General features: G+C 46.6%; 16 protein-coding genes and 1 tRNA gene. 12 read left to right on the forward strand and 5 right to left on the reverse strand.

Annotation, left to right across the window (positions count from 1 at the left end):
• Positions 1 to 66 precede the first annotated feature (66 nt).
• Both thiM and thiW read right to left on the reverse strand, forming a co-directional pair.
• Positions 67 to 936 carry a hydroxyethylthiazole kinase gene (gene thiM, locus LKE33_02895; protein ID MCH3949874.1) on the reverse strand — a complete coding sequence of 290 codons (870 nt, stop codon included), beginning with the start codon at positions 934 to 936 and terminating at the stop codon, positions 67 to 69.
• Between the two features lie 15 nt (positions 937 to 951).
• Positions 952 to 1,533, reverse strand: a complete 582-nt coding sequence (gene thiW, locus LKE33_02900) for an energy coupling factor transporter S component ThiW (GenBank protein ID MCH3949875.1) — start codon at positions 1,531 to 1,533, stop codon at positions 952 to 954.
• Positions 1,534 to 1,948: 415 nt separating this feature from the next.
• On the opposite strand from thiW, the gene LKE33_02905 reads away from it, so the two are divergent.
• Positions 1,949 to 4,000, forward strand: a complete 2,052-nt coding sequence (locus LKE33_02905; GenBank protein MCH3949876.1) for a TonB-dependent receptor — start codon at positions 1,949 to 1,951, stop codon at positions 3,998 to 4,000.
• A 253-nt stretch (positions 4,001 to 4,253) separates the two neighbouring features.
• Here the strand turns inward: LKE33_02905 and LKE33_02910 are convergent, their stop codons facing one another.
• From LKE33_02910 to LKE33_02920, 3 genes are all read right to left on the reverse strand, one after another.
• On the reverse strand, positions 4,254 to 5,168 hold the full coding sequence (locus LKE33_02910; GenBank protein MCH3949877.1) for an AEC family transporter: 915 nt from the start codon (positions 5,166 to 5,168) through the stop codon (positions 4,254 to 4,256).
• Positions 5,169 to 5,304: 136 nt separating this feature from the next.
• The gene (locus tag LKE33_02915) at positions 5,305 to 6,618 is read right to left on the reverse strand and encodes a purine permease (GenBank protein MCH3949878.1); all 1,314 of its coding nucleotides are present in this window, start codon (positions 6,616 to 6,618) and stop codon (positions 5,305 to 5,307) included.
• Positions 6,619 to 6,627: 9 nt separating this feature from the next.
• Positions 6,628 to 7,212, reverse strand: coding sequence for a xanthine phosphoribosyltransferase (locus tag LKE33_02920; GenBank protein MCH3949879.1), 585 nt, complete (start codon positions 7,210 to 7,212; stop codon positions 6,628 to 6,630).
• 233 nt (positions 7,213 to 7,445) lie between these two features.
• Here LKE33_02920 and LKE33_02925 point away from each other — a divergent pair, with 233 nt between their 5' ends.
• From LKE33_02925 to gyrA, 11 genes are all read left to right on the forward strand, one after another.
• Positions 7,446 to 8,429, forward strand: coding sequence for an alpha/beta hydrolase (locus LKE33_02925; GenBank protein ID MCH3949880.1), 984 nt, complete (start codon positions 7,446 to 7,448; stop codon positions 8,427 to 8,429).
• 53 nt (positions 8,430 to 8,482) lie between these two features.
• Positions 8,483 to 8,556 (forward strand) — tRNA-Gly (locus LKE33_02930).
• Positions 8,557 to 9,158: 602 nt separating this feature from the next.
• Positions 9,159 to 10,535: a chromosomal replication initiator protein DnaA gene (dnaA, locus tag LKE33_02935; protein ID MCH3949881.1), complete on the forward strand. Its 1,377-nt coding sequence runs from the start codon at positions 9,159 to 9,161 to the stop codon at positions 10,533 to 10,535.
• 275 nt (positions 10,536 to 10,810) lie between these two features.
• On the forward strand, positions 10,811 to 11,929 hold the full coding sequence (dnaN, locus tag LKE33_02940; GenBank protein ID MCH3949882.1) for a DNA polymerase III subunit beta: 1,119 nt from the start codon (positions 10,811 to 10,813) through the stop codon (positions 11,927 to 11,929).
• A gap of 5 nt (positions 11,930 to 11,934) precedes the next feature.
• Positions 11,935 to 13,083: a DNA replication/repair protein RecF gene (recF, locus tag LKE33_02945; GenBank protein ID MCH3949883.1), complete on the forward strand. Its 1,149-nt coding sequence runs from the start codon at positions 11,935 to 11,937 to the stop codon at positions 13,081 to 13,083.
• Positions 13,070 to 13,846, forward strand: coding sequence for a DciA family protein (locus LKE33_02950; GenBank protein MCH3949884.1), 777 nt, complete (start codon positions 13,070 to 13,072; stop codon positions 13,844 to 13,846). Before recF ends, LKE33_02950 begins: the two co-directional genes overlap by 14 nt.
• Positions 13,785 to 14,012 (forward strand): DUF370 domain-containing protein, encoded by a 228-nt coding sequence (locus LKE33_02955; GenBank protein ID MCH3949885.1) that lies wholly within the window; start codon positions 13,785 to 13,787, stop codon positions 14,010 to 14,012. Before LKE33_02950 ends, LKE33_02955 begins: the two co-directional genes overlap by 62 nt.
• 88 nt (positions 14,013 to 14,100) lie before the next feature.
• Positions 14,101 to 16,041, forward strand: a complete 1,941-nt coding sequence (gene gyrB, locus LKE33_02960) for a DNA topoisomerase (ATP-hydrolyzing) subunit B (GenBank protein ID MCH3949886.1) — start codon at positions 14,101 to 14,103, stop codon at positions 16,039 to 16,041.
• A gap of 17 nt (positions 16,042 to 16,058) precedes the next feature.
• Entirely contained in the window at positions 16,059 to 16,748 is a 690-nt protein-coding gene (locus LKE33_02965; protein MCH3949887.1) for a thiamine diphosphokinase, read from the forward strand.
• Position 16,749: 1 nt separating this feature from the next.
• The gene (locus LKE33_02970; protein MCH3949888.1) at positions 16,750 to 17,517 is read left to right on the forward strand and encodes a TSUP family transporter; all 768 of its coding nucleotides are present in this window, start codon (positions 16,750 to 16,752) and stop codon (positions 17,515 to 17,517) included.
• A gap of 173 nt (positions 17,518 to 17,690) precedes the next feature.
• On the forward strand, positions 17,691 to 20,117 hold the full coding sequence (gyrA, locus tag LKE33_02975) for a DNA gyrase subunit A (GenBank protein ID MCH3949889.1): 2,427 nt from the start codon (positions 17,691 to 17,693) through the stop codon (positions 20,115 to 20,117).
• Positions 20,118 to 20,239 lie beyond the last annotated feature (122 nt).

Consider the following 20,239-nt stretch of genomic DNA (forward strand, 5'->3'; position numbering starts at 1 on the left):
AAGGCGTGAAAAAAAGGGCTGTGAAGTAATGCACACGCATTATTCCACAGCCTTTTTTTACCTTGCTTACTTTTCCAGGAAAGTCACTTTCATGCCTTCTTGAATGTCCGTATCAGTCAGGGTACTAAGCGCATCCATAAGAGCAGTATGGAACGTACCCATAGCCCAGGACTGCTGCGGCGGCAGGCCGGGCCGATAAGCAATTTTAGCGGCTTTTTCCCCGGCAAGTCCCATGATAACAGCAGCAAGAGCAGCCGCTTCCCAAGGTTTTGCCGCCGCCAGATACACACCCGTGAGCGCACCCAGCATGCAGCCGGTTCCCGTGAGGCGGGAAAGCACCGGCGTGCCGTTATGGACAAATACAATTTTTTCGGAACCGACGATGCAGTCGACTTTTCCGGTCATCAGAATCGTGGTCTGCCACTTTTCTGCAAAAGGAAGCAGTGTTTTTGCGGCACGTGCCAGATCTTCTTCCCCGATGCGGTCCTCCGCGCCCACGTCCACGCCGACACCGTGGGATGTTTTGCCGCAGAGCGCGCGAATCTCCGAAGCGTTGCCCTTGACGATACAGGGACAAAAATCCTGAATGAAATGCTGGGAAAAATGCAGCCGCAGCGTGCTGAAAGCAGCCCCCGTTGCATCAAGGAGCAGGGGAATACCTGCTTCAGAAGCCGCCCGTCCGCCGCGCTCCATTGCGGTAAGCCGTTCGGCAGTCAGATTGCCCAGATTGACGGTGAGCACGCGGGCCTTTTTAACGGCTTCCTCCACTTCATCCGGATGGGGAGCCATATTGGGGCTGGCTCCTACGGCAAGTACCAGATTCGCACTGTCGTTGATTGTAATAGGGTGCGTCAGACAGTGGATGAGCGGGTGCGTCTTGTAGATGACAGCACGGATTTCGGCAAACCTTGCTGCCAGGTTTGTATCTGTAGTCATGAATAATTCCCTTCTTCAGGCAACAGGTACAGCCGGATGAGAAGTGTGATTTTTCTTATCCGGATCAGCAAAGAGCTGAATCCCCAGTTTTTTCTGGAACTGCCAGAGCACGCCGTTCTTACGAAGTGCCGTCAGCAGAACGAAGGCAATGGAGCCGCCGATCAACGTGCCGGCGATAAAGGACGGTACATAGAACATCCAGGTCAGTCCGGTACGGCCATAGAGGAACGTCATGACAGGGTAGGAGACAATAGCGCCGATGATGCCGGTGCCAATGATTTCTCCGAGCACGGCAGCCCAGATTTTACCGCCGGAAGCCCGGTAGAAAATTCCCGAAAGAGCCGCCCCGAAAACGGCTCCTGTCAGAGCCAGCGGAGGGATTCCCATAATGGTCATCCGGATAATTCCGATCAGAGTTGCACACACGAAGGAATACCAGGGTCCCATCAACACAGAACACGTGATGTTAATCAAGTGTGCCATGGGACACATACCCTCGACACGCAGAATCGGCGAAATGACGACACCAAGGCCGATCATCATGGCCATGACGACGAGGCGGTACAGTTTTGCATTTTCGTTTGTTGTTTGACTCATCAAAAAACCACTCCTTGTCAAATGTCAGATTCGGCAAGAAGTGGAATGCGGCGGAAAATAAATGCATGGCGACCCCTTCCGAACCCGGAAATTGGCGGTCGGTACTTACTGGTACCCTCTCAACCCGGAACACGGGCTCCCTCGCTATGCATTACGATTCAGGGCGCTCCCCCTCAATCTATTCAATTGATTTGCACTATTATTAAGTATACGCCATTCAAAAAGGATGTCAAATAGTGAAAAGCATTTTGGATGTTTCGTCTGAATTCAAGACACTGCTTTTATGCATTCAATGACTTTCTCTCTTTCCCATGCAAAATTTATAAATTTTTTTCAATAAATATTTTCTCTTGTACCGTAAACAGCTATAATTTTATAAAAGAATTCCTGTCTACAGGGGAAGGAGTATTGAATCATGATTTCATCAAAACGAGGCGTTTTGCCGGTACTTCTGGCAGTGCTCGCTTTGTCACCGCTGGGACCCCGGTTTGCCGAAGCGGAAAAAGCATCGGGCGATGAGACGCTGACCCATGCCCAAAAAGCCGTCGTCCATCAGGAAACCGCACCGGCGCTTATCGGAAAAACGGCCGGCAAAGAAAATCCAAAGATTGATGCCCATAGTGCCGTTGCCAATACAGATCTCATGCCGGTAGCTGCCGGAGTAACCATCATTACAAAAGAAGAAATTGCGGATAATCATTACGAGAGCGTTGGGGAAGCCCTGAAATACGCACCCGGTGTCACGGTGACAGGCGGTACGGTCAATACGTCACAGCGCATCGTACGTATCGATGGTGACGAACGAGTAGCTGTCTTCATCGACGGACGCCGCATGAACCTGGAAAGCGGCCTCACAAATGGCCGCAGCACTTTTGATCTCGATATGACAATTCCTGTCATGGCCATCGAAAGGATTGAAATTGTTCACGGTGCGGCAGATGGTTCTTTCCTTAACTACGACACCCCGGGCGGGGCTATCAATATCGTAACGAAAAAAGGCAGCGGCCACAACTTTGAATTTGAAGGAGCCCGCGGTCCGTACAAAGCCTGGCGCTGGGAGGCTCTGCTGGAAGGCAGCGCCGAAGGCTGGAGCTGGCTGGGCGCCGGCGGCCGCTATAACCTGGACGCCCTGCATTATAAAGATGCTTCCGGAGACAAGGACACAATGCCGGATTCCGCTCACAATCGCCGCGAAATGTTCTATCGCTTCGACCGCCAGTTCACAGACAGTACTTCCATGACCTTCACTTACGCCCATTTCAGTAATACCCGCGGTCTTTGGCTGGGCCGCTCCTATTGGGATAACAACGATGAAGATTATGAATCCGAGAAGATGTCAAATAATCTTGCCCTGACCTATAACTATAAAGAAAACAAGTCACAGCCCGGTTATGTGTCCCTTTATCATTACTATAACCAGGGAGATACCTATTATCCTGCCGGTACGGATGAACAGGATGAACTTCCAAGCTACAGCCGCTGGAAAGCCCGCACAGATGGTATCGACTGGCGCGACGGCTGGCAGATCAACAAACACTTTACCCTCACGGCAGGGGCCACGTGGCGCCACACTTCACTTGATACGGAACAAAATGTACTTAATGAGTATAATTTTGCCAAGAATTATAATGAAGGCGTCAGCAACGTATCGGCCTTTGTGACGATGAAGGACCAATATGGGAAATTGACCCTGCAGAGCACATCCATGCTGAACCACAATACAAAATTTGACAACGAGTATGTATTTGCCGATTCTGCCGAGTACCGCCCTGATGATAAACTGACGTTATACGGATCTGTTCAGCGCATCTATTCCGTACCAACGCTGGATGAACTTTATTACAATAATTACAATCGGGATTCCGACAGAGCCTGGAAAATCAAGGGCAATCCGGATCTTGATCCGGAAGAAGGGTACAAATGGAACGGCGGCATCCGTTACAAGGCCAGTGAGAAGACCACCCTTGGGGCCAATGCTTTCGTTTCCCATATCAACAATCCTATTGTCTGGTACCGCGACAATGGTGTATGGACACCGAAAAACCTGGAAAGTCAGAATAAAGATGGTCTGCAGCTGACCATAGACCATCAATTCAGTCCGAAATATGGTCTTTCTGCTTCCTATGCCTGGACGAGAACAGATACAACGTATGGCAGCGGAATCGATCCGGCATACACCGATGAGGTAGCTCCTCATACCTTCAAGACAGCACTGACTTACAAGGACAGCCGCTGGGCCAACAGCATCCTCTTTACGGCAGAGTGGGGCCGCGACAAAGGCTGGTACACCGGCAATGTCTATACGCTGGATGCCAACGCCAATTACAAGTTCAATGACCACTGGAGTGCTTATCTGAAACTGCGCAACCTGCTCAATGAATCGTATGAAGATGTAGGATCAACAACATTGGGAGACTGCCCGGCTTACGGACGTACTGCACTGATGGGATTCATTTACAAGTTCTAAAAAATAAAAAGGCGCCTTTGGCTTTTGGCCTATGGCATATAGCCTCGTCTGCAGCAGTATGGTAAGGCTTTTAATTCAAATAAAATAATAAAACCTGAAATTTAGCAGTTAACATAAATCTCAGGTTTTATTTTTACGAGTTCAAAGAAAAATACCTTGGTCATTTTTCTTCCACGGGCAGGCTGCGGACGGCGAAAAAAGGACTATGAAACAATAGATAATCCTTGTTTCATAGTCCTTTTAATTGGTACTTTTATAAAATGGCGATCCAAAGCGGAATTGCCAGCATAGATAAAAGTGTACTCAGTACCACGCATTGGGTTCCAAGTACAACGTCACCTCCATAAATAGCGGGAAAAATCGAAGTGGTAGCCCCGACCGGCATACCGATCATCAGTACACTGACGCCAAGAGCAGTACCATTCAGTCCCAGAAAACGTCCTAAAAGGAGAGTCAATCCGGGCAGCAGAACTAAACGAACAAAGCAAAGGTAGAGAGAATGCCGATTCACAATGGTGAGAATATTGACGTCAGCCAGAATCGTTCCCACGACAAACATGGCCAGCGCCGAATTACAGGAAGCCATTACCATTACACCGCGGCGCAGCATCATGGGAATCGGAATATGAAAAATCATGGCGACCAGACTGAGAAACACAGCAATAAGGGCAGGATGCGTGATGACTTTGATGATCAGTTTTTTCCGGCTGGTTCCGGCAGCCGCAAGGAAATAACTATTGCCGAAAGACCACATAAAAATACGAACCGGAATCAAAAAAATAGCAGAATATAATACACCCTGACTGTGGTAAATACCCTCTGCAATGGGAGTTCCCAAAAAACCGCTGTTAGGAACTAAAGTTCCATATTTCATAACCTTAGCTTGTTCTTCTCCGTAAGAACGATAAAGGAACTGGTTTAGTACCAGAGACAAAACTTCTATCAGGGAACCGGATAAAAGGAGTAAAGATCCGATACGCAGAAAATTTTCCGGCATGGATACAAAGCAGGATTTAAAAATGGTGCAGGGAAGAATCACATAGATAATCAGATTGGACAAGCATCTTTTTCCTTCCTCTGAAATAAGTCCGATCCGTTTCAGCAGAGCTCCGATGAGCATCAGTAGAAAAAGGGTTCCCTGCAGACTGAAAATATCGGCCAGATCCATATACTCACATCCTTTCTTTGTATCAGATAATTAATAAAAATGAAAATGGTAACTTTAGAGCTGCTTTTACCCGAAAATGACGAATAAAGATAAAGAACAAGGGCTGCCGCACGATTGCGATAGCCCTTACTTATAATCAGAGACGTTTCATTTCCAGTTCGTTCGGGAAAATCAAATTCAGCAAAAAAGCAGCCACAAATACGACAGCCACACAGTTTTCTGCAAAAACGGAACGAATGATTTCCGGAAACATCTTAAAAATAGCCGGTGTCTGGGTAAACCCGATGCCGATGGAAAGGGACAATGCCGCAATACTCATATTTCTCTGCGTAAATCCGCAGTTGCTCAGCATCCGGACCCCACTAATCACAATGGAACCAAACATCATCAATGTACAGCCGCCAAGGACCGCATCCGGCAAGGAAGCCAGGATAACACCAAAGGCAGGGAACAGTCCGGCCAGGATCATCAGGCAGGCCCCGCTGGCAATCGCTTTGCGGTTGACAACATGGGTCATCGCCACAAGACCTACATTCTGGCTGAAAGACGTAATCGGCAGACAGCCAAATAAGCTCGAAAGGGAACTGATAAAACCATCTACACCGATGGAACCCCGGATTTCCTGATCCTTGGCGCCACGGTTAAGGCCCATCACAGCCAGAGCCGACGTGTCTCCCAGAGTTTCCGTAGCTGAAACAAGGAAAATCAGGAATACAGAAAAAATAGCATCTGGTCGGAACTCCATAGCATAAGGCATGGGATGCGGCAGGGAAAAAAGACCTGCTGTAAGGAGTTTACTAAGATCGACCATTCCAAAAAAGAAAGCCGCGATATAACCGACAACGAGACCGAAAAGCACCGAAAGCTGCTTATAAAAGCTTTTAGCTTTGATATTAAAAATCAGGCAGGCCACCAGGGTAATACTGCCGACTGTCAGATACTTCCAGTCACCGAAATTCGGATTGCCGTAGCCGCCGCCAAAGGAATTAGCTCCAATCCCCAGAAGTGAAAACCCGATAGCTGTCACGACGCTGGCTGAAACAATGGGAGGCACAAACCGGCGCCAATACTTGGCACCCAGACCAATCAATCCTTCCAGAATACCGCCGACAAGAGCAGCTCCCAAAATCGCTCCGTATCCATACTTAGCTCCTATGACACAGAATGTAGATACGAAGGTAAAACTGATGCCCATGATGATAGGCAGTCCGGAACCTAAAGGTCCGATGGGAAATAACTGAAACAGAGAGCCTATTCCGGCAATGATCATAGCTGTCTGGACGAGTGCCCCTGTTTCTTCCGTCGAAAGATGAACGGCTCCCGTCACAATCAGAATGGGAGCAATATTGGCGACGAACATAGCAAGTACGTGCTGCAGTCCGAAAGGAATCGCTTTTTTAAGGGAAATTTTCCCATCAAGCTCATAAATCGGATCTTTTTCTGTTTCCATTGCAGCACCTCAGCGGAATACAATCGTACCGGTTGCGGCATCCATCTTATCAATGATAGCAAGGCTCTTTAAATTAACGCCCTGGGCACGCAGTTCATCACCGCCGCCCTGGAATCCTTTTTCGATACAGATTCCGACGCCTTCCACTGTGCCGCCGGCCTGATTGACAAGATCAATCAATCCTTTGACTGCACAGCCATTGGCCAGAAAATCATCAATAATGAGGATATGATCTCCGCCATTCAGGTACTTTTTGGAAACAATGACATGATTGACTTTATTATGCGTAAAAGACTTAATTTCCGTTGAGTATACTTCTGCATCCATGTTGCTGCCGGCAGATTTTTTGGCAAATACTACAGGCACTCTCATATGCACAGCTGTCAGACAGGCCACGCCAATACCGGATGCTTCGATGGTCAGGATTTTATTGATAGGACGATCGGCAAAAAGCTGCTTAAAAATCTTACCGAGTTCACTGATAAACGGAACATCAATCTGATGGTTCAAGAAACTGTCCACTTTGAGGACATCCCCGCTTTTGATGATACCATCCGCTAAAATTTTCTTTTGCAGCAAATTCAATTCAGCCATTGTATACCCCTTTCTTTGGCAGAAATCACGATGTTCAATTCTAATGAATAGATGGTATTATATCATAAAAAGAGCCTGATGACTGTGTTTTAAAGAAGAAAAGAGAAAAAGGCCATTCTTCGTTCAATAAATCAATGTATAAGTACAGATTACTCATGATTTTTCTCTGTTTCTTTCCTATTTCAAATCCTTGTAATATGATATAAAAAACAATAAGAAAAGGAGAAATTCATATGAAAAAGAAATGGATAACAGCTGTTCTGCTTCTTTCAATGATGACAGGAGGAATCGTTATGGCAGCACCCCAGAAAAATACGGCTCATGTACCGAGCAAAGTGTTAAATGTAATTGTAACCAAATCTAAAATCAATCAACTTCCCAATGTAGTCTACGAACAGGTCCCGGCTCGCGGATATCCGAGTAAAGCGATGACGATGGATCTTTTGATTCCCCAGAAAAAAGAAAAAATGCCGCTCATCGTCTATGTCCCGGGCGGTGGTTTTATTTCAGCCAATAAAAATAATATGTTCCAAATGTGCAGTCATCTTGCAGAAGCCGGCTATGTAGTTGCGGCCGTAGAATACAGGGTAGCACCGTCTGTGCGTTTTCCCGCTCCTCTTGAAGATGTCAAAGCGGCAGTGCGGTATCTGAAGGCACATGCCGATACCTATTCCATTGATGCCAACCGCGTTGGTGTTATCGGCGGCAGTGCGGGCGGATATCTGACGGCCCTCATGGCCACCACAAGCGGTACAAAAACTTTCGATAAAGGTGAAAACCTTGATCAAAACAGCAATATTACCTGCGCGGTTGATCTCTACGGAATTTCCGATCTGACTAAAATCGGAGCTGATTATTCCGACAGCGTTCAGGCACTGCATAGGTCTCCAGGCGCTACGGAAGCATTGTGGATTAACGGCAGCGGTGTTTTCGGAGGCAAGGACGGCGGCATCAATGCTGACCCCGAAGCCGCAGAAAAAGCAAATCCTATTCACTACATTTCCAAGGGTTCCGCTCCTATGCTTTTGATGCATGGAACCGCAGACACAGTTGTTTCGCCCAGTCAGACGGACCTTCTTTTCCAGGCACTGCAGCAAAAAGGCATTGCCTCCGAGCGTTACGAAGTACCCGGTGCTCCGCACGGCGGCGAATACTGGATTCAGGAACCGGTATTGAATCTGATTACGTCCTACTTTGACAAATACCTGAAAGACTGATTACTGCTTCTCTTTACAAAATCTTTTTTTCTTGTTAGAATAGATTCACTGCTGCGGGCATAGTTCATTGGTAGAACGAAAGCTTCCCAAGCTTTAAAGGAGGGTTCGATTCCCTTTGCCCGCTCCACTGAAAAATACGACTGTCGCTAAAGCGGCAGTCTTTTTTTATCGACAAAAAAGTTTACTAGAATGTTTCATCAACATACAGCCATTCACAATGTCTGACGAAAAAAGAGAATTTGCAGTTCTGTCTTTCTGCCAATTGATACATTATATAAAAGAAAATAAATTTTTTACCATTTCTGATTTTCTATAAAAAATCTTCATAATTCATCCGTCTTTTTACAAAAACCAACGCTAACATTCATTTTTAATATAGTCAGTTTCTTTTTTCCTTTCTGTTACAGCTGTCTATTTATAAAAAACAAGCTGCTAACATATCTTTTTACCCTCTATCCTTGTTATGCACAAAACGATTGTTCGAACAAAAGTCTCTGATGGTTGATAAACTGCAAGTTTTCCCCAAAGTTATGCACAGTTGTGGATAACTTTGTGTGTATAATCTTTTTTCCTGTGTAAAATCCGCAGAAATACACAAATACAGATGCATTTGTGCACAATAAGAAAAAGTTATCCACATGTCCACAAGTTTATCCACAAGTTTTCCCTCAAGAGACACACAATATGATATAATGATATCCGCAGACTTTTTTCAAAGGTGGTTTAACCATGGATAAAGAAACACTCCAAAAAGTGTGGAAAGACCTTTTGGATGTGGTGAAACAACACAAGGACCGTCCCAGTTACGGACGCTGGGTAGCACCGTCCGTCCCTCTATCTCTCTCGGACGACACCCTGATACTCGGCGTTGACACCAAATACTCCAAAGAACACATCGAAAGTCATTTTCTCATCCCTTTAGAAGAAGATCTTTCCCGACTCTGTGACAGACCGATGAAAGTAAAAATAGAATTGCTTCCCCAGAAACATAAGGAGGAAAGTCTTTTTGAGGAAGAAACTTCCCCAGCTATTCCCAATCTGACTCCACCCTCCGTTTCTCGAAAGGAAGATGAAACACAGGATTTTCCATCCAATCTGTCTCCAAAATATGTCTTTGAGAATTTTGTCATTGGAAATTCCAATCGTTTTGCCTATGCAGCCGCTTCTAATGTAGCAGAAGCTCCGGCAAAAAGTTACAACCCGCTTTTCCTTTACAGTAATTCCGGACTGGGAAAGACCCATTTGATGAATGCCATTGGTAACCGCATTCACAAAAATCATCCGGAAATGAAAATTCTCTATATTTCCAGTGAAACTTTTACCAACGAATTGATTAATTCCATTCAGAACAACACAATGGAAAAGTTTCGTACTAAATATAGAAACATCGATGTCCTGCTCATTGACGATATCCAGTTTCTGAGAAAAAAGGAAAGTACGCAGGAAGAATTCTTCCATACATTTGAGACTTTGTTTAAGGCAGACAAACAGATTATTATTTCCAGTGACCGCAAACCATCTGAATTGGATACATTGGAAGAACGTCTGACCAGTCGTTTCGGTTCCGGTCTGATTGTGGATATCCAGCCGCCTGACTTGGAAACAAGGATGGCTATCTTAAACAATATGGCTCAAAAAGATCATGCCGATATGCCGGAAAGCGTCATCAGCCTGATAGCAAGCAATATTTCTACCAATATTCGAGAACTCGAAGGCGCCTATACAAAGGTCCGCGCTTTTGCCAGCTTCTCTCATCAGCCTATTACGGAAGACCTGGCTATTCAGGCGCTCAAAGACCTCAATCTGAATCCCGTTAACCATAACGTTACGGCAGAAGACGTGCAGCGCCTTATTGTCACTGAATATCACATCACAACGGAAGAACTCCTTGGAAAAAAACGGACCCGTAATATCGCTTATCCGAGACAAATCGCCATGTATCTCTGCCGTGAACTCACTAGTTTGTCCCTGCCAAGAATCGGCGAGATTTTTGCCCGTGATCATTCTACGGTTCTTCACGCCTGTGAAAAAATCACAAAAGACCAGGAAAATGATCCGGTCTTTGCGAAAAAGATTCAGGAACTCACGGCCAAACTCAAGAAATAAAGCGATTTTTTCCATGGTTTCTTTACCTTAAAAAGTTATCCACAATCTGGGGATAACCTTGTGAATAAGTTGTGAGTAATTTTGTGAATAACTCAGAAATACCGTAAAGCTGTGCATATGTGGATAACGTATCACAGGTTATGCACAACTTTTTCAACTATCCACAAACTCGTCATAGCGGCCTTAAAGACAGTTTTCCACAAATCCACAGCCCCTATTACTATGACGACGATTTTTAATAAATTATGACGTAATGACTAAAGGAGGTTCCTCTCATGCAGTTTTCTTGTGAAAGCGCACAATTAGCCAAAGCTGTCAATACCGTAAGAAAAGCCATTTCTTCAAGCCCAAACGCACCCATTTTTTCAGGTATTCATCTGCTGCTTTCCGGCAACGAACTGAAATTGGTTGCCATGGACATCAATTTCAGTATGGAAAAAACGTTGGAAGTCAATGGTAATGAAGATGGTACGGTTTTAGTACCTGCACAATATATCGGAGATTTGCTCTCTCGTTTCAATGATCAGGTACTTACGGTCAGCAAGTCAAATAACGATTCGGAACTTAATATTTCTACTGAGACTGGTAATTTTAATATTCCTATCATGGATGATAAGGAATTTCCTGCTATGCCTGCCATCCAGGAAGAAAGAGTCCTGACCCTGCCGGACGAAACGATTCATCAATTGATTCGTCAGACTGTATACGCCTGCTCCAATGATGATCAGCGTCCGCTTTTCAATGGTGTTTACCTGGAAAAGAAAGGGCAGAACATTACTTGTGTCGGAACTAACACACATCGCCTTGCCATTAAATCCGTAACGGTAGATACGCTGGATGATTCCGAATATTCCATGCTGATTCCATCCCGCATGCTGAAAGAGATCGCTGCCAATCTGAATGGTGATCTGCCTGAGGATGTCAGCTTGTTCCAGCAGAAAAACCAGCTTCTTGTTCGTTTAGGAACTTTAAAGATTCTCTGCACACTGATTGAAGGTAAATTCCCGGATTTCCGTAAACCGATTCCGGAATCTTTCAATAATCGTTCAATGGTGAACCGCGTGGAAATGGAACGCATCATTCAGCGTGTTTCTCTTTTCTCTCAGGACAGTTACAATATTGTGCGTCTTGCTATTGAAGGAGATAAGATTACGTTTTCCAGTGCTGCCGGTGACCGCGGACAGGGCCGCGAAGTGCTTTCCTGCGTTACGGAAGGTTCGGAACTGCCGCTGAATATTGCCTTTAACTCCAAATATCTTATGGAATTTTTCAAAAATATTGATACGGATGAAGTCATTTTGGAAACGAATTCATCCTTAAGTCCGGCACGTATGGTTCCTAAGGATGATTCTTCTTACATGTATATTGTGACGCCGGTTCGCGTTATCTTCTGAATGCCATGAGGATAAAACGCTTACGGCTGCATCATTTTCGCAACTATGAGTCTCTGGATCTGCCTCTGACTCATGACCTTACCGTCATTTACGGCAAAAATGCCCAGGGCAAGACGAATTTGCTGGAAGGGCTGTATTTTGCCGCTATGGGATTTTCCTTCCGAACCCGTCATGACGATGAAGTAGCTTTATTCGGATCGGAAGCCTGGGCTGCAGAAGTGACGTTTGAGGATCGCTACGGGGAAAATAAGCTGCTCGTAAAAAAGGTTCCCAAAAACGGAAGAAGAAAAAAGGAAATCCTGCTGAATGGCGTCCAGGTTTCTCCAAAGGAACAATATGGAAGACTGAACCTTGTGCTTTTTACGCCGGATGATCTGCAGCTTGTCAAGGGGGACCCGGCACTGCGCCGGCGCTTCCTGGATATGGAAATTGCCCAGACTAACCGTCTTTACTACGAATTCCTGCAAAATTATAACCGGGTGCTGCAGCAGCGCAATAAATTCCTGAAGCAGTGCCGGGAAATGGAAAATCTTGACGAGTCTCAGCTGGGTGTATGGGACCGGGAGCTGGCGGCTGTTTCTGCCAATATTCTGCAGGAACGGCTGAAAGCGATGGACGATATCAGTACAGCTGCCAGTTCCGTCCATGGAGCCATTACGGAAGGTAAGGAGCAGCTGACACTGCAGTACTTGGAAAAACAGGTTGAAGGCGAACAGGTCTTGAAAGAAAATCGCAGCCAGGAAGAATGGGCTGCCTTTTACAGGGAGGAGCTGAAAGCCCGGCATCAGCTTGATTACCTGCGGGGTTACACCAGTATCGGTCCGCATCGGGACGACCTGGTTATTCTTGAGAACGGACGACCCCTCAAGGCGTTCGGATCCCAGGGACAGCAGCGCACAGCGGCACTGGCACTGAAGCTTTCGGAACTTGAATTTATCTATAAAAGCAAAGAAGAATATCCGGTACTGCTTTTGGATGATGTGTTAAGTGAACTGGATGCTTCCCGGCGCCGTATGCTTCTGGAAGGGATGGGCGGCAAAGTGCAGACGCTTCTTACGGTCAATGACCGTTCCCTTGCTGCTTCCGGCGGGGACTGTATTTTTTATGAAGTTCGGGAAGGAAAGCTCCGGGAGGGCGGTTATGAAGGAGTTTGAAGGCCTTGTCCTGAGTGTGCTGAAAACGCCGCAGGCTCGTGAAAAATATCTGCTGTACTTTTTGCGCTCGCGGTGGCAGGACATTGTCGGGGCAGCTGCGGCTGCACATTCGCAGCCATACCGTCTGGAAAGGGGAACGCTCTTCATTCATACCGATAATCCAATGTGGAGTCATACCCTTTTGGTAATGAAAGGGAAATTCCTGCTGGCGCTTCGGGAAATCATGCCTAAAAAGGGAAAACGCAGCGTCTATTTGATCCGGGATCTTAAAATTTTCCATGGTCCTGTTGTGCAGGACGAGGTGGATCCTGAGGGGGCTGATAAAGCGCCTTTTATGCGCAAAATCAATCCTGAACATCGCTGCCCTGTTTGTGGTGTACCCTTGATTGAAGGAGAAAAAATCTGTTCTTCCTGCGCCAGGAAACAAAAGGAAGAGATTCGGCAAAAAATTCATCAGATTTTGCTTGAAATGCCGTGGATTTCCTTTACAGATTGTCGGAAATACGTGGATTGTGATAAAATGACTTTTGCTGACGTCAAAGCTGTTTTAGGGGAATGGTCTATTACAAGGGCACTTGATCCTGAAGCAGACATTAAGGATAAAGCATTTGCCGTTATGCTTCTGCGGGGGATTCCTCCGGAAAAGCTTACTGACGATAAAATAGAGGAAGTCCTTGCTAGCGAAAAAAGGAGTCGGTATTATGTACCTTCATCTGGGAAACAATTACATCGTCCGGACCGACGAAATCGTCGGCATCTTTGACATTCGAAATAAGAGGACGAATTTATATCGCTTCTTTTTGCGACCTTATCTGGAGTCTGGACAGGTTGTCAATCTGAGCGGCGATTATCCGCCGGCCAGTTGTATTGTGACAACAGATAAAGTCATTCTTTCAGGGATTTCCAGCAGAACATTAAGAAACCGTTAAGAGCTTTTTGCAATGTCCTGTTCCGCTGACTGTTTTATTGGCGGAACCTGGGAACATTGCCTTCTTGACGAAAGTTTGGGAGGTTTGTATGGCAAAGAAACAACAGTCTATTGAAGAAGAAATCGCGGTTCATGGCGAGTACGGCGCTGAGCAGATTCAAGTGCTGGAAGGCCTTGAAGCCGTCCGCAAACGCCCGAGTATGTATATTGGGAGTATCAGTGCCCGCGGTCTGCACCATCTGGTGTATGAAGTCATTGATAACAGTATCGATGAAGCACTGGCTGGATACTGCGATCATATTCTCGTAGAAATTGACGAAGACAACAGTATCATTGTTACAGATAATGGCCGCGGTATTCCGGTGGAAATGCATAAAATCGGTAAACCGGCCGTCGAAGTAGTCATGACCATTCTTCATGCCGGCGGTAAGTTTGGCAACGGCGGCTATAAAGTATCCGGCGGCCTGCACGGCGTCGGCGTTTCCTGCGTAAATGCCTTAAGCAAGAAGATGATCGTCGAGGTCAAGAAAAACGGCAAGATTTATCGTATCGAGTTCAGTAAGGGCAAGACGACGAAACCGCTCTATGTGGAAGGCACGTGCCCTGAGAACGAAACCGGGACAAGCGTTCATTTCTGGCCTGATGATACGATCTTTACGGAAACCGTCTACAGCTATGATACGCTGAAGCACCGTATCCGTGAGCTGGCTTTCCTCAATAAAGGCGTCAAGATTGAATTAAAGGATAAGCGTACCGGTGCCGATGAGATTTTCCATTATGAAGGCGGTATCGTTTCTTTTGTTGAATTTATCAACAAAGGTAAGGAACCCATCCATGAAAAGCCGATTTATGTAGAGGGGGAACGAGACGATACCATCGTTGAAGTCGCCATGCAGTATACCGATGCGTATACGGAAAATGTCTATACCTTCGTTAATAACATCAATACGGAGGAAGGCGGCACGCATCTGGCCGGACTGAAACAGGCACTGACCCGCTGCATCAACGATTATGCCCGGAAGAACAATATGCTGAAAGAAAACGAAGAAAATCTTTCCGGTGATGATGTGCGTGAAGGGCTGACTTGCGTCCTGAGCCTTAAAGTGCGGGAACCGCAGTTTGAAGGTCAGACTAAGACAAAGCTTGGCAACAGCGAAGTTCGTGGTATTGTTGATAATATGGTAACGGAAGCGCTGAATGAATACTTTGAAGAAAACGCTCCCGTGGCTAAAAAGATTGTTGAAAAGGCAATTCTCTCTAGCCGTGCCCGTGCCGCTGCCCGCAAGGCGCGTGATTTGACGCGTCGTAAGAGCGCCCTCGAAGTCAGCAGTCTGCCAGGCAAATTGGCCGACTGTTCCAGCAAGAATGCGGAAGAGACCGAAATCTATATCGTCGAAGGGGATTCTGCAGGCGGCAGTGCCAAGCAGGGCCGTGACCGTACTTTCCAGGCCATTCTGCCTCTGCGCGGTAAGATTTTAAATGTGGAAAAGGCGCGTCTTGATAAGATGCTGAACAATAACGAAATTCGCTCCATGATTACTGCATTTGGCTGCGGTATTGGTGAGGAATTTGATATTTCTAAGATTCGTTACGGCAAGATTATCATCATGACCGATGCCGATGTCGACGGTGCTCATATCCGTACGCTGCTCCTTACTTTCTTCTACCGTTATATGCAGCCGCTGATTAAAAACGGCAATGTATTTATTGCCCAGCCTCCGCTGTATTTGATCCGGACGAAGAATAAACATACTTATGCGTACAGTGATGCCGAACTGCAGACAAAACTGGATGAAGTGGGAAGAGAAAATAATCCCTACGTGCAGCGCTACAAAGGTCTGGGCGAAATGAATCCGGAACAGCTGTGGGAAACGACCATGGATCCGACAAAGCGCACAGTGCTGCAGGTCCATCTGGAAGATGCTGCTACGGCTGATTCTGTTTTTTCTGTTTTGATGGGCGATAAGGTAGAACCGCGCCGTCAGTTCATTGAAGAAAACGCCGGTAAGGTTACCAATCTGGACTTCTAAGGAGGCGGCATCCTTTCATGGAAGTTGTACTGCCTCAGGGCAGACTTGTTCTTTCCCGCACGGCAGATACTACTCTGGTTCTCATGGCGGGAGGAAGAGGTCCCGACCCACAGTGGCTGAAAAAAGCGGCCGGTACCTTTCCTCTTTATGCGGCTGACAGGGGCAGTGATTACTGCATCCGTGCCGGTTTGTGGCCCATTTTCGCCTGCGGAGACAGGGACAGTGGTCATGCCGGCAGCTGGGAACAGATGAAAGCACATGGCTGTAAGGTCAAGACATTTCTTGTTAACAAAAATGATACGGATCTTTCTTTGCTGCTTCAGGAGCTGCCAGAACGGGCCTGTATCCTGGCAAGCGGTATATGGGGCGGCCGGGCCGACCATCTGTACGCCAATATGCTGACTCTTTTAACTTATCAGCGTGAAAGAGGCGGTACGGTGATTATGGCCGATGACCGTGAAATTATGGTTTTTCTGGAAAAAGGTGACCAGGTTTCCTGGGAAGCTTATAAAATGCCCAAAGCTGTCAGCCTTTTGCCATTTTCAGATGTAACAACTGTTTCTATCAGCGGCGTCCGCTGGCCTTTGGATCATGCCGAGCTAACACGGCGGAATCCTTATGCCGTCAGCAACCAGCTTGCCGGCAAATTGATGGAAGCAGGCTGTGACAGCGGTGTGGCCGGATTATATCTGACCTATAAGGAGTAATATGGAGATTGTATTTTCCTGGACAAATCTTGCTTTCCTGCTGGCGGCGGGTTTTCTGGGATCCTTTGTAGATGCTGTTGTGGGCGGCGGTGGGATGATTACACTGCCTGCCTGGATGGCAACAGGTGTTCCCATGGCCTATGCGCTGGGATCTAATAAATTGGCCGCAATGGTAGGTACTATTGCAAGTTTTTTTACTTTTTTACGAAGCGGCAAAGTGGATCTCCATCTCCTGAGATATATGCCGCTTTCGATTCTGGGTTCGGCAGTTGGTGCCTTTTTGGCTGCTTATTTACCGGACACACTCATGCGTTATATTGTCGTTGCGGCTCTCGTTGGCATAGCCGTCTATACCTATATGAAAAAAAACTGGAGCGGTTCTGACGAAATTGTGCATTTTTCCCGCGGCAGTTTTGCCGGCATGTTATTGATGCTGTTTGGATTAGGAGCCTATGACGGTTTTTTCGGACCTGGTACCGGCACATTTTTGATTTTTGGCTTTTTGTATTTTGGATATAATTTCATTAGTGCTGCCGGCAATGCCAAGGCCAGTAATTTGGCAAGCAACATCGGCGGTGTTGTGACTTTTTTGCTTTTAGGAAAATTGTATTTTGCCTATGCCATTCCGATGGCTTTGATGGAAATCGTCGGAGCCAGATTAGGAGCAAAAATTGCTATTCACAAGGGAATTGGTTTTATAAGGCCGCTTTACCTGACAGTTACAGTGCTGCTGATTGGCAAACAGGTTTATGATATTTTTATTCACTAATTACGAAGGCAGGATTTCTGCCTGTTATTGATAGATTTCCTTATTAAGGATAAGAAAAAAAGTCCCGTTCCTGAGGGACGGGAGAAAGGAAGCGTGACAACGTGGATGATCAGCAAAATGAATCGAAGACAATAGTCGCCAGCAAAGTCATTCCGGTCTATGTAGAAAATGAAATGCAGAAGTCCTACATTGACTATGCTATGAGCGTTATTGTCCAGCGCGCCCTGCCGGATGTGCGGGACGGGCTTAAACCGGTGCATCGGCGTATTTTATATGCCATGAATGAGGCAGGTATGCTTCCCAACAAGGCTTATAAAAAATCCGCCCGTATCGTCGGCGATGTTTTAGGTAAATATCATCCTCACGGGGATTCCTCCGTATATGATGCAATTGTGCGTCTGGCACAGGACTTTTCTACGCGGTATCTGATGGTAGACGGGCACGGCAACTTTGGTTCCGTCGACGGCGACCCACCTGCCGCTATGCGTTATACCGAAGTTCGTATGGGCAAGATTGCCGTAGAAATGCTGCGCGACATTGAAAAAGATACAGTAGATTTCATTCCGAACTACGATGAATCCTTGAAGGAACCGACCGTGCTGCCGGCAAAGGTACCGGCCCTTCTGATCAATGGTTCTTCCGGTATTGCTGTTGGTATGGCTACTAACATTCCTCCTCATAATCTGGGAGAAGTGGTGGATGGCCTTGTGATGCTTATCGATAATCCTGATGCAACTATTGATGAATTGATGACTTGCATCAAGGGACCTGACTTCCCGACCGGTGCTAAAATTCTTGGACTCAGCGGTATCCGTCAGGCCTATACTACGGGCCGCGGTGTCATTAAGGTTCGTGCTAAGGCCCATGTGGAGCCGATGCCGAAAAATAAGAACCGGATAGTCATCACGGAAATTCCGTACCAGGTCAACAAGGCTCGTTTGATTGAAAGTATTGCCCATCTGGTACAGGATAAGACTCTGGAAGGCATTACGGATCTGCGCGATGAATCCGACCGTAAGGGCATGCGCATCGTCATTGAACTGCGCAGCGATATTGTGCCGGAAATCATGCTGAACCAGCTGTATAAGCACACGCAGATGCAGGAATCCTTCGGCGTTATCATGCTGGCCCTTGTCAAGGGACATCCGCGTATCCTGAATCTGAAGGATATTCTGGTGTACTATCTGGAACACCAGAAGGAAGTCATTACCCGTAAAACGCGGTATGAGCTGAATAAAGCCAAGGAACGTGCCCATATCCTGGCAGGACTCAAAATTGCCCTGGATCATCTGGATGAAGTCATTTCGACCATTCGCAGCAGTGCTACGGCAGATATTGCCCGTAATGCTTTAATGACCAAGTTTGGTCTCAGCGAAAAACAAGCCCAGGCTATTCTGGATATGCGTCTGCAGCGCCTGACCGGACTGGAACGTAAGAAGATTGAGGACGAATATACCGAAGTAATGGCTAATATTGCCTATTTGGAAAGCGTCCTTGCCGATGAACATAAAATCATGGGTATCTGTAAGGAAGACCTGCTTGATGTAAAGAAACGTTTTGGCGATCCTCGCCGTACCGCAATTGTACCGGATGCCGGTGACATTGATACGGAAGACCTGATTGCTGAAGAAGATGTCGTGATTACGATCAGCCATCAGAGCTATATCAAGCGTCAGGCTTTGACGAACTTCCGTAACCAGAACCGCGGCGGCCGTGGTATCAAGGCCGGCAGCGGCAAGATTGGCAAGGGAGATAAGGCTGTGAAGGGAGATTTCTCCGAACATCTGCTGATGGCCAGCACACATGATAACATCCTGTTCTTTACGAATCAGGGCCGTGTATACCGTCAGAAAGGCTACGAAATTCCGGAAGCTTCCCGTCAGGCGAAGGGTACCTTTATCCGTAATCTCCTGCCGCTTGTGGAAAACGAGAAGATTACTGCCGTCATCGGTGTCCACAATGGAATCAGTGCCGATGAGGCCAAATTCCTCTTCATGGCTACCAATAAAGGTTACGTCAAGCGTACGAGCGTAAGTGAATTCAAGAGCGCCCGCCGGGCCGGACTGATTGCTATCAACCTGGAAGAAGGGGAAGAACTGATCGATGTCAAACTGACTTCCGGTCATAACGATATTCTTATCGCTACGAAGAATGGATATGCTATCCGCTTTAACGAAGAGGACGTCCGTCCGATGGGACGTACGGCTCATGGTGTTCGTGGTATCAGCCTGCGTCCGCATGACGTGGTTGTTTCCATGGATTCCTGCGAAAGCGGACAGGGAGAAGTACTGACCGTTACCGAAGGCGGCCTGGGCAAACGTACGGATATTTCTGAATATCGTACCCAGACCCGCGGCGGTAAGGGTGTCATCAACCTGAAAGTATCTGATAAGACCGGTGATATTGTAGGATCCAAGTTTATCAACGAGAACCACGATATCATGCTGATTTCGGCTGCCGGGATCATTATCCGTATGAAAGCGGCTGATATTTCCAGTTACGGCCGGAATGCCCAGGGTGTCAAGATGATGGATTTGGACACCGGAGATAAAGTGGCGGCCCTGGCTGTGGTAGATACAGTGGAAGAAGAAAAAAAGTAAAAAAAGTTACCCACAAAAACTGTGGATAACCTGTGTGTAACTTTATAATTCTAGGGTTAAAAAAGAAAATGTACCACTAAATATGGTATATAATCGTGGAGTTATCCACAGAAATTGTGAAT

The sequence above is a fragment of the Acidaminococcus sp. genome, from assembly GCA_022482815.1.
Taxonomy (GTDB): domain Bacteria; phylum Bacillota; class Negativicutes; order Acidaminococcales; family Acidaminococcaceae; genus Acidaminococcus.

What these genes read in the sequence shown, in the direction of transcription:
- thiM (MCH3949874.1), bottom strand. Translation starts at nt 936, where the DNA reads ATGACTACAGATACAAACCTGGCAGCAAGGTTTGCCGAAATCCGTGCT.
- thiW (MCH3949875.1), bottom strand. Translation starts at nt 1,533, where the DNA reads ATGAGTCAAACAACAAACGAAAATGCAAAACTGTACCGCCTCGTCGTC.
- LKE33_02905 (MCH3949876.1), top strand. Translation starts at nt 1,949, where the DNA reads ATGATTTCATCAAAACGAGGCGTTTTGCCGGTACTTCTGGCAGTGCTC.
- LKE33_02910 (MCH3949877.1), bottom strand. Translation starts at nt 5,168, where the DNA reads ATGGATCTGGCCGATATTTTCAGTCTGCAGGGAACCCTTTTTCTACTG.
- LKE33_02915 (MCH3949878.1), bottom strand. Translation starts at nt 6,618, where the DNA reads ATGGAAACAGAAAAAGATCCGATTTATGAGCTTGATGGGAAAATTTCC.
- LKE33_02920 (MCH3949879.1), bottom strand. Translation starts at nt 7,212, where the DNA reads ATGGCTGAATTGAATTTGCTGCAAAAGAAAATTTTAGCGGATGGTATC.
- LKE33_02925 (MCH3949880.1), top strand. Translation starts at nt 7,446, where the DNA reads ATGAAAAAGAAATGGATAACAGCTGTTCTGCTTCTTTCAATGATGACA.
- dnaA (MCH3949881.1), top strand. Translation starts at nt 9,159, where the DNA reads ATGGATAAAGAAACACTCCAAAAAGTGTGGAAAGACCTTTTGGATGTG.
- dnaN (MCH3949882.1), top strand. Translation starts at nt 10,811, where the DNA reads ATGCAGTTTTCTTGTGAAAGCGCACAATTAGCCAAAGCTGTCAATACC.
- recF (MCH3949883.1), top strand. Translation starts at nt 11,935, where the DNA reads ATGAGGATAAAACGCTTACGGCTGCATCATTTTCGCAACTATGAGTCT.
- LKE33_02950 (MCH3949884.1), top strand. Translation starts at nt 13,070, where the DNA reads ATGAAGGAGTTTGAAGGCCTTGTCCTGAGTGTGCTGAAAACGCCGCAG.
- LKE33_02955 (MCH3949885.1), top strand. Translation starts at nt 13,785, where the DNA reads ATGTACCTTCATCTGGGAAACAATTACATCGTCCGGACCGACGAAATC.
- gyrB (MCH3949886.1), top strand. Translation starts at nt 14,101, where the DNA reads ATGGCAAAGAAACAACAGTCTATTGAAGAAGAAATCGCGGTTCATGGC.
- LKE33_02965 (MCH3949887.1), top strand. Translation starts at nt 16,059, where the DNA reads ATGGAAGTTGTACTGCCTCAGGGCAGACTTGTTCTTTCCCGCACGGCA.
- LKE33_02970 (MCH3949888.1), top strand. Translation starts at nt 16,750, where the DNA reads ATGGAGATTGTATTTTCCTGGACAAATCTTGCTTTCCTGCTGGCGGCG.
- gyrA (MCH3949889.1), top strand. Translation starts at nt 17,691, where the DNA reads ATGCAGAAGTCCTACATTGACTATGCTATGAGCGTTATTGTCCAGCGC.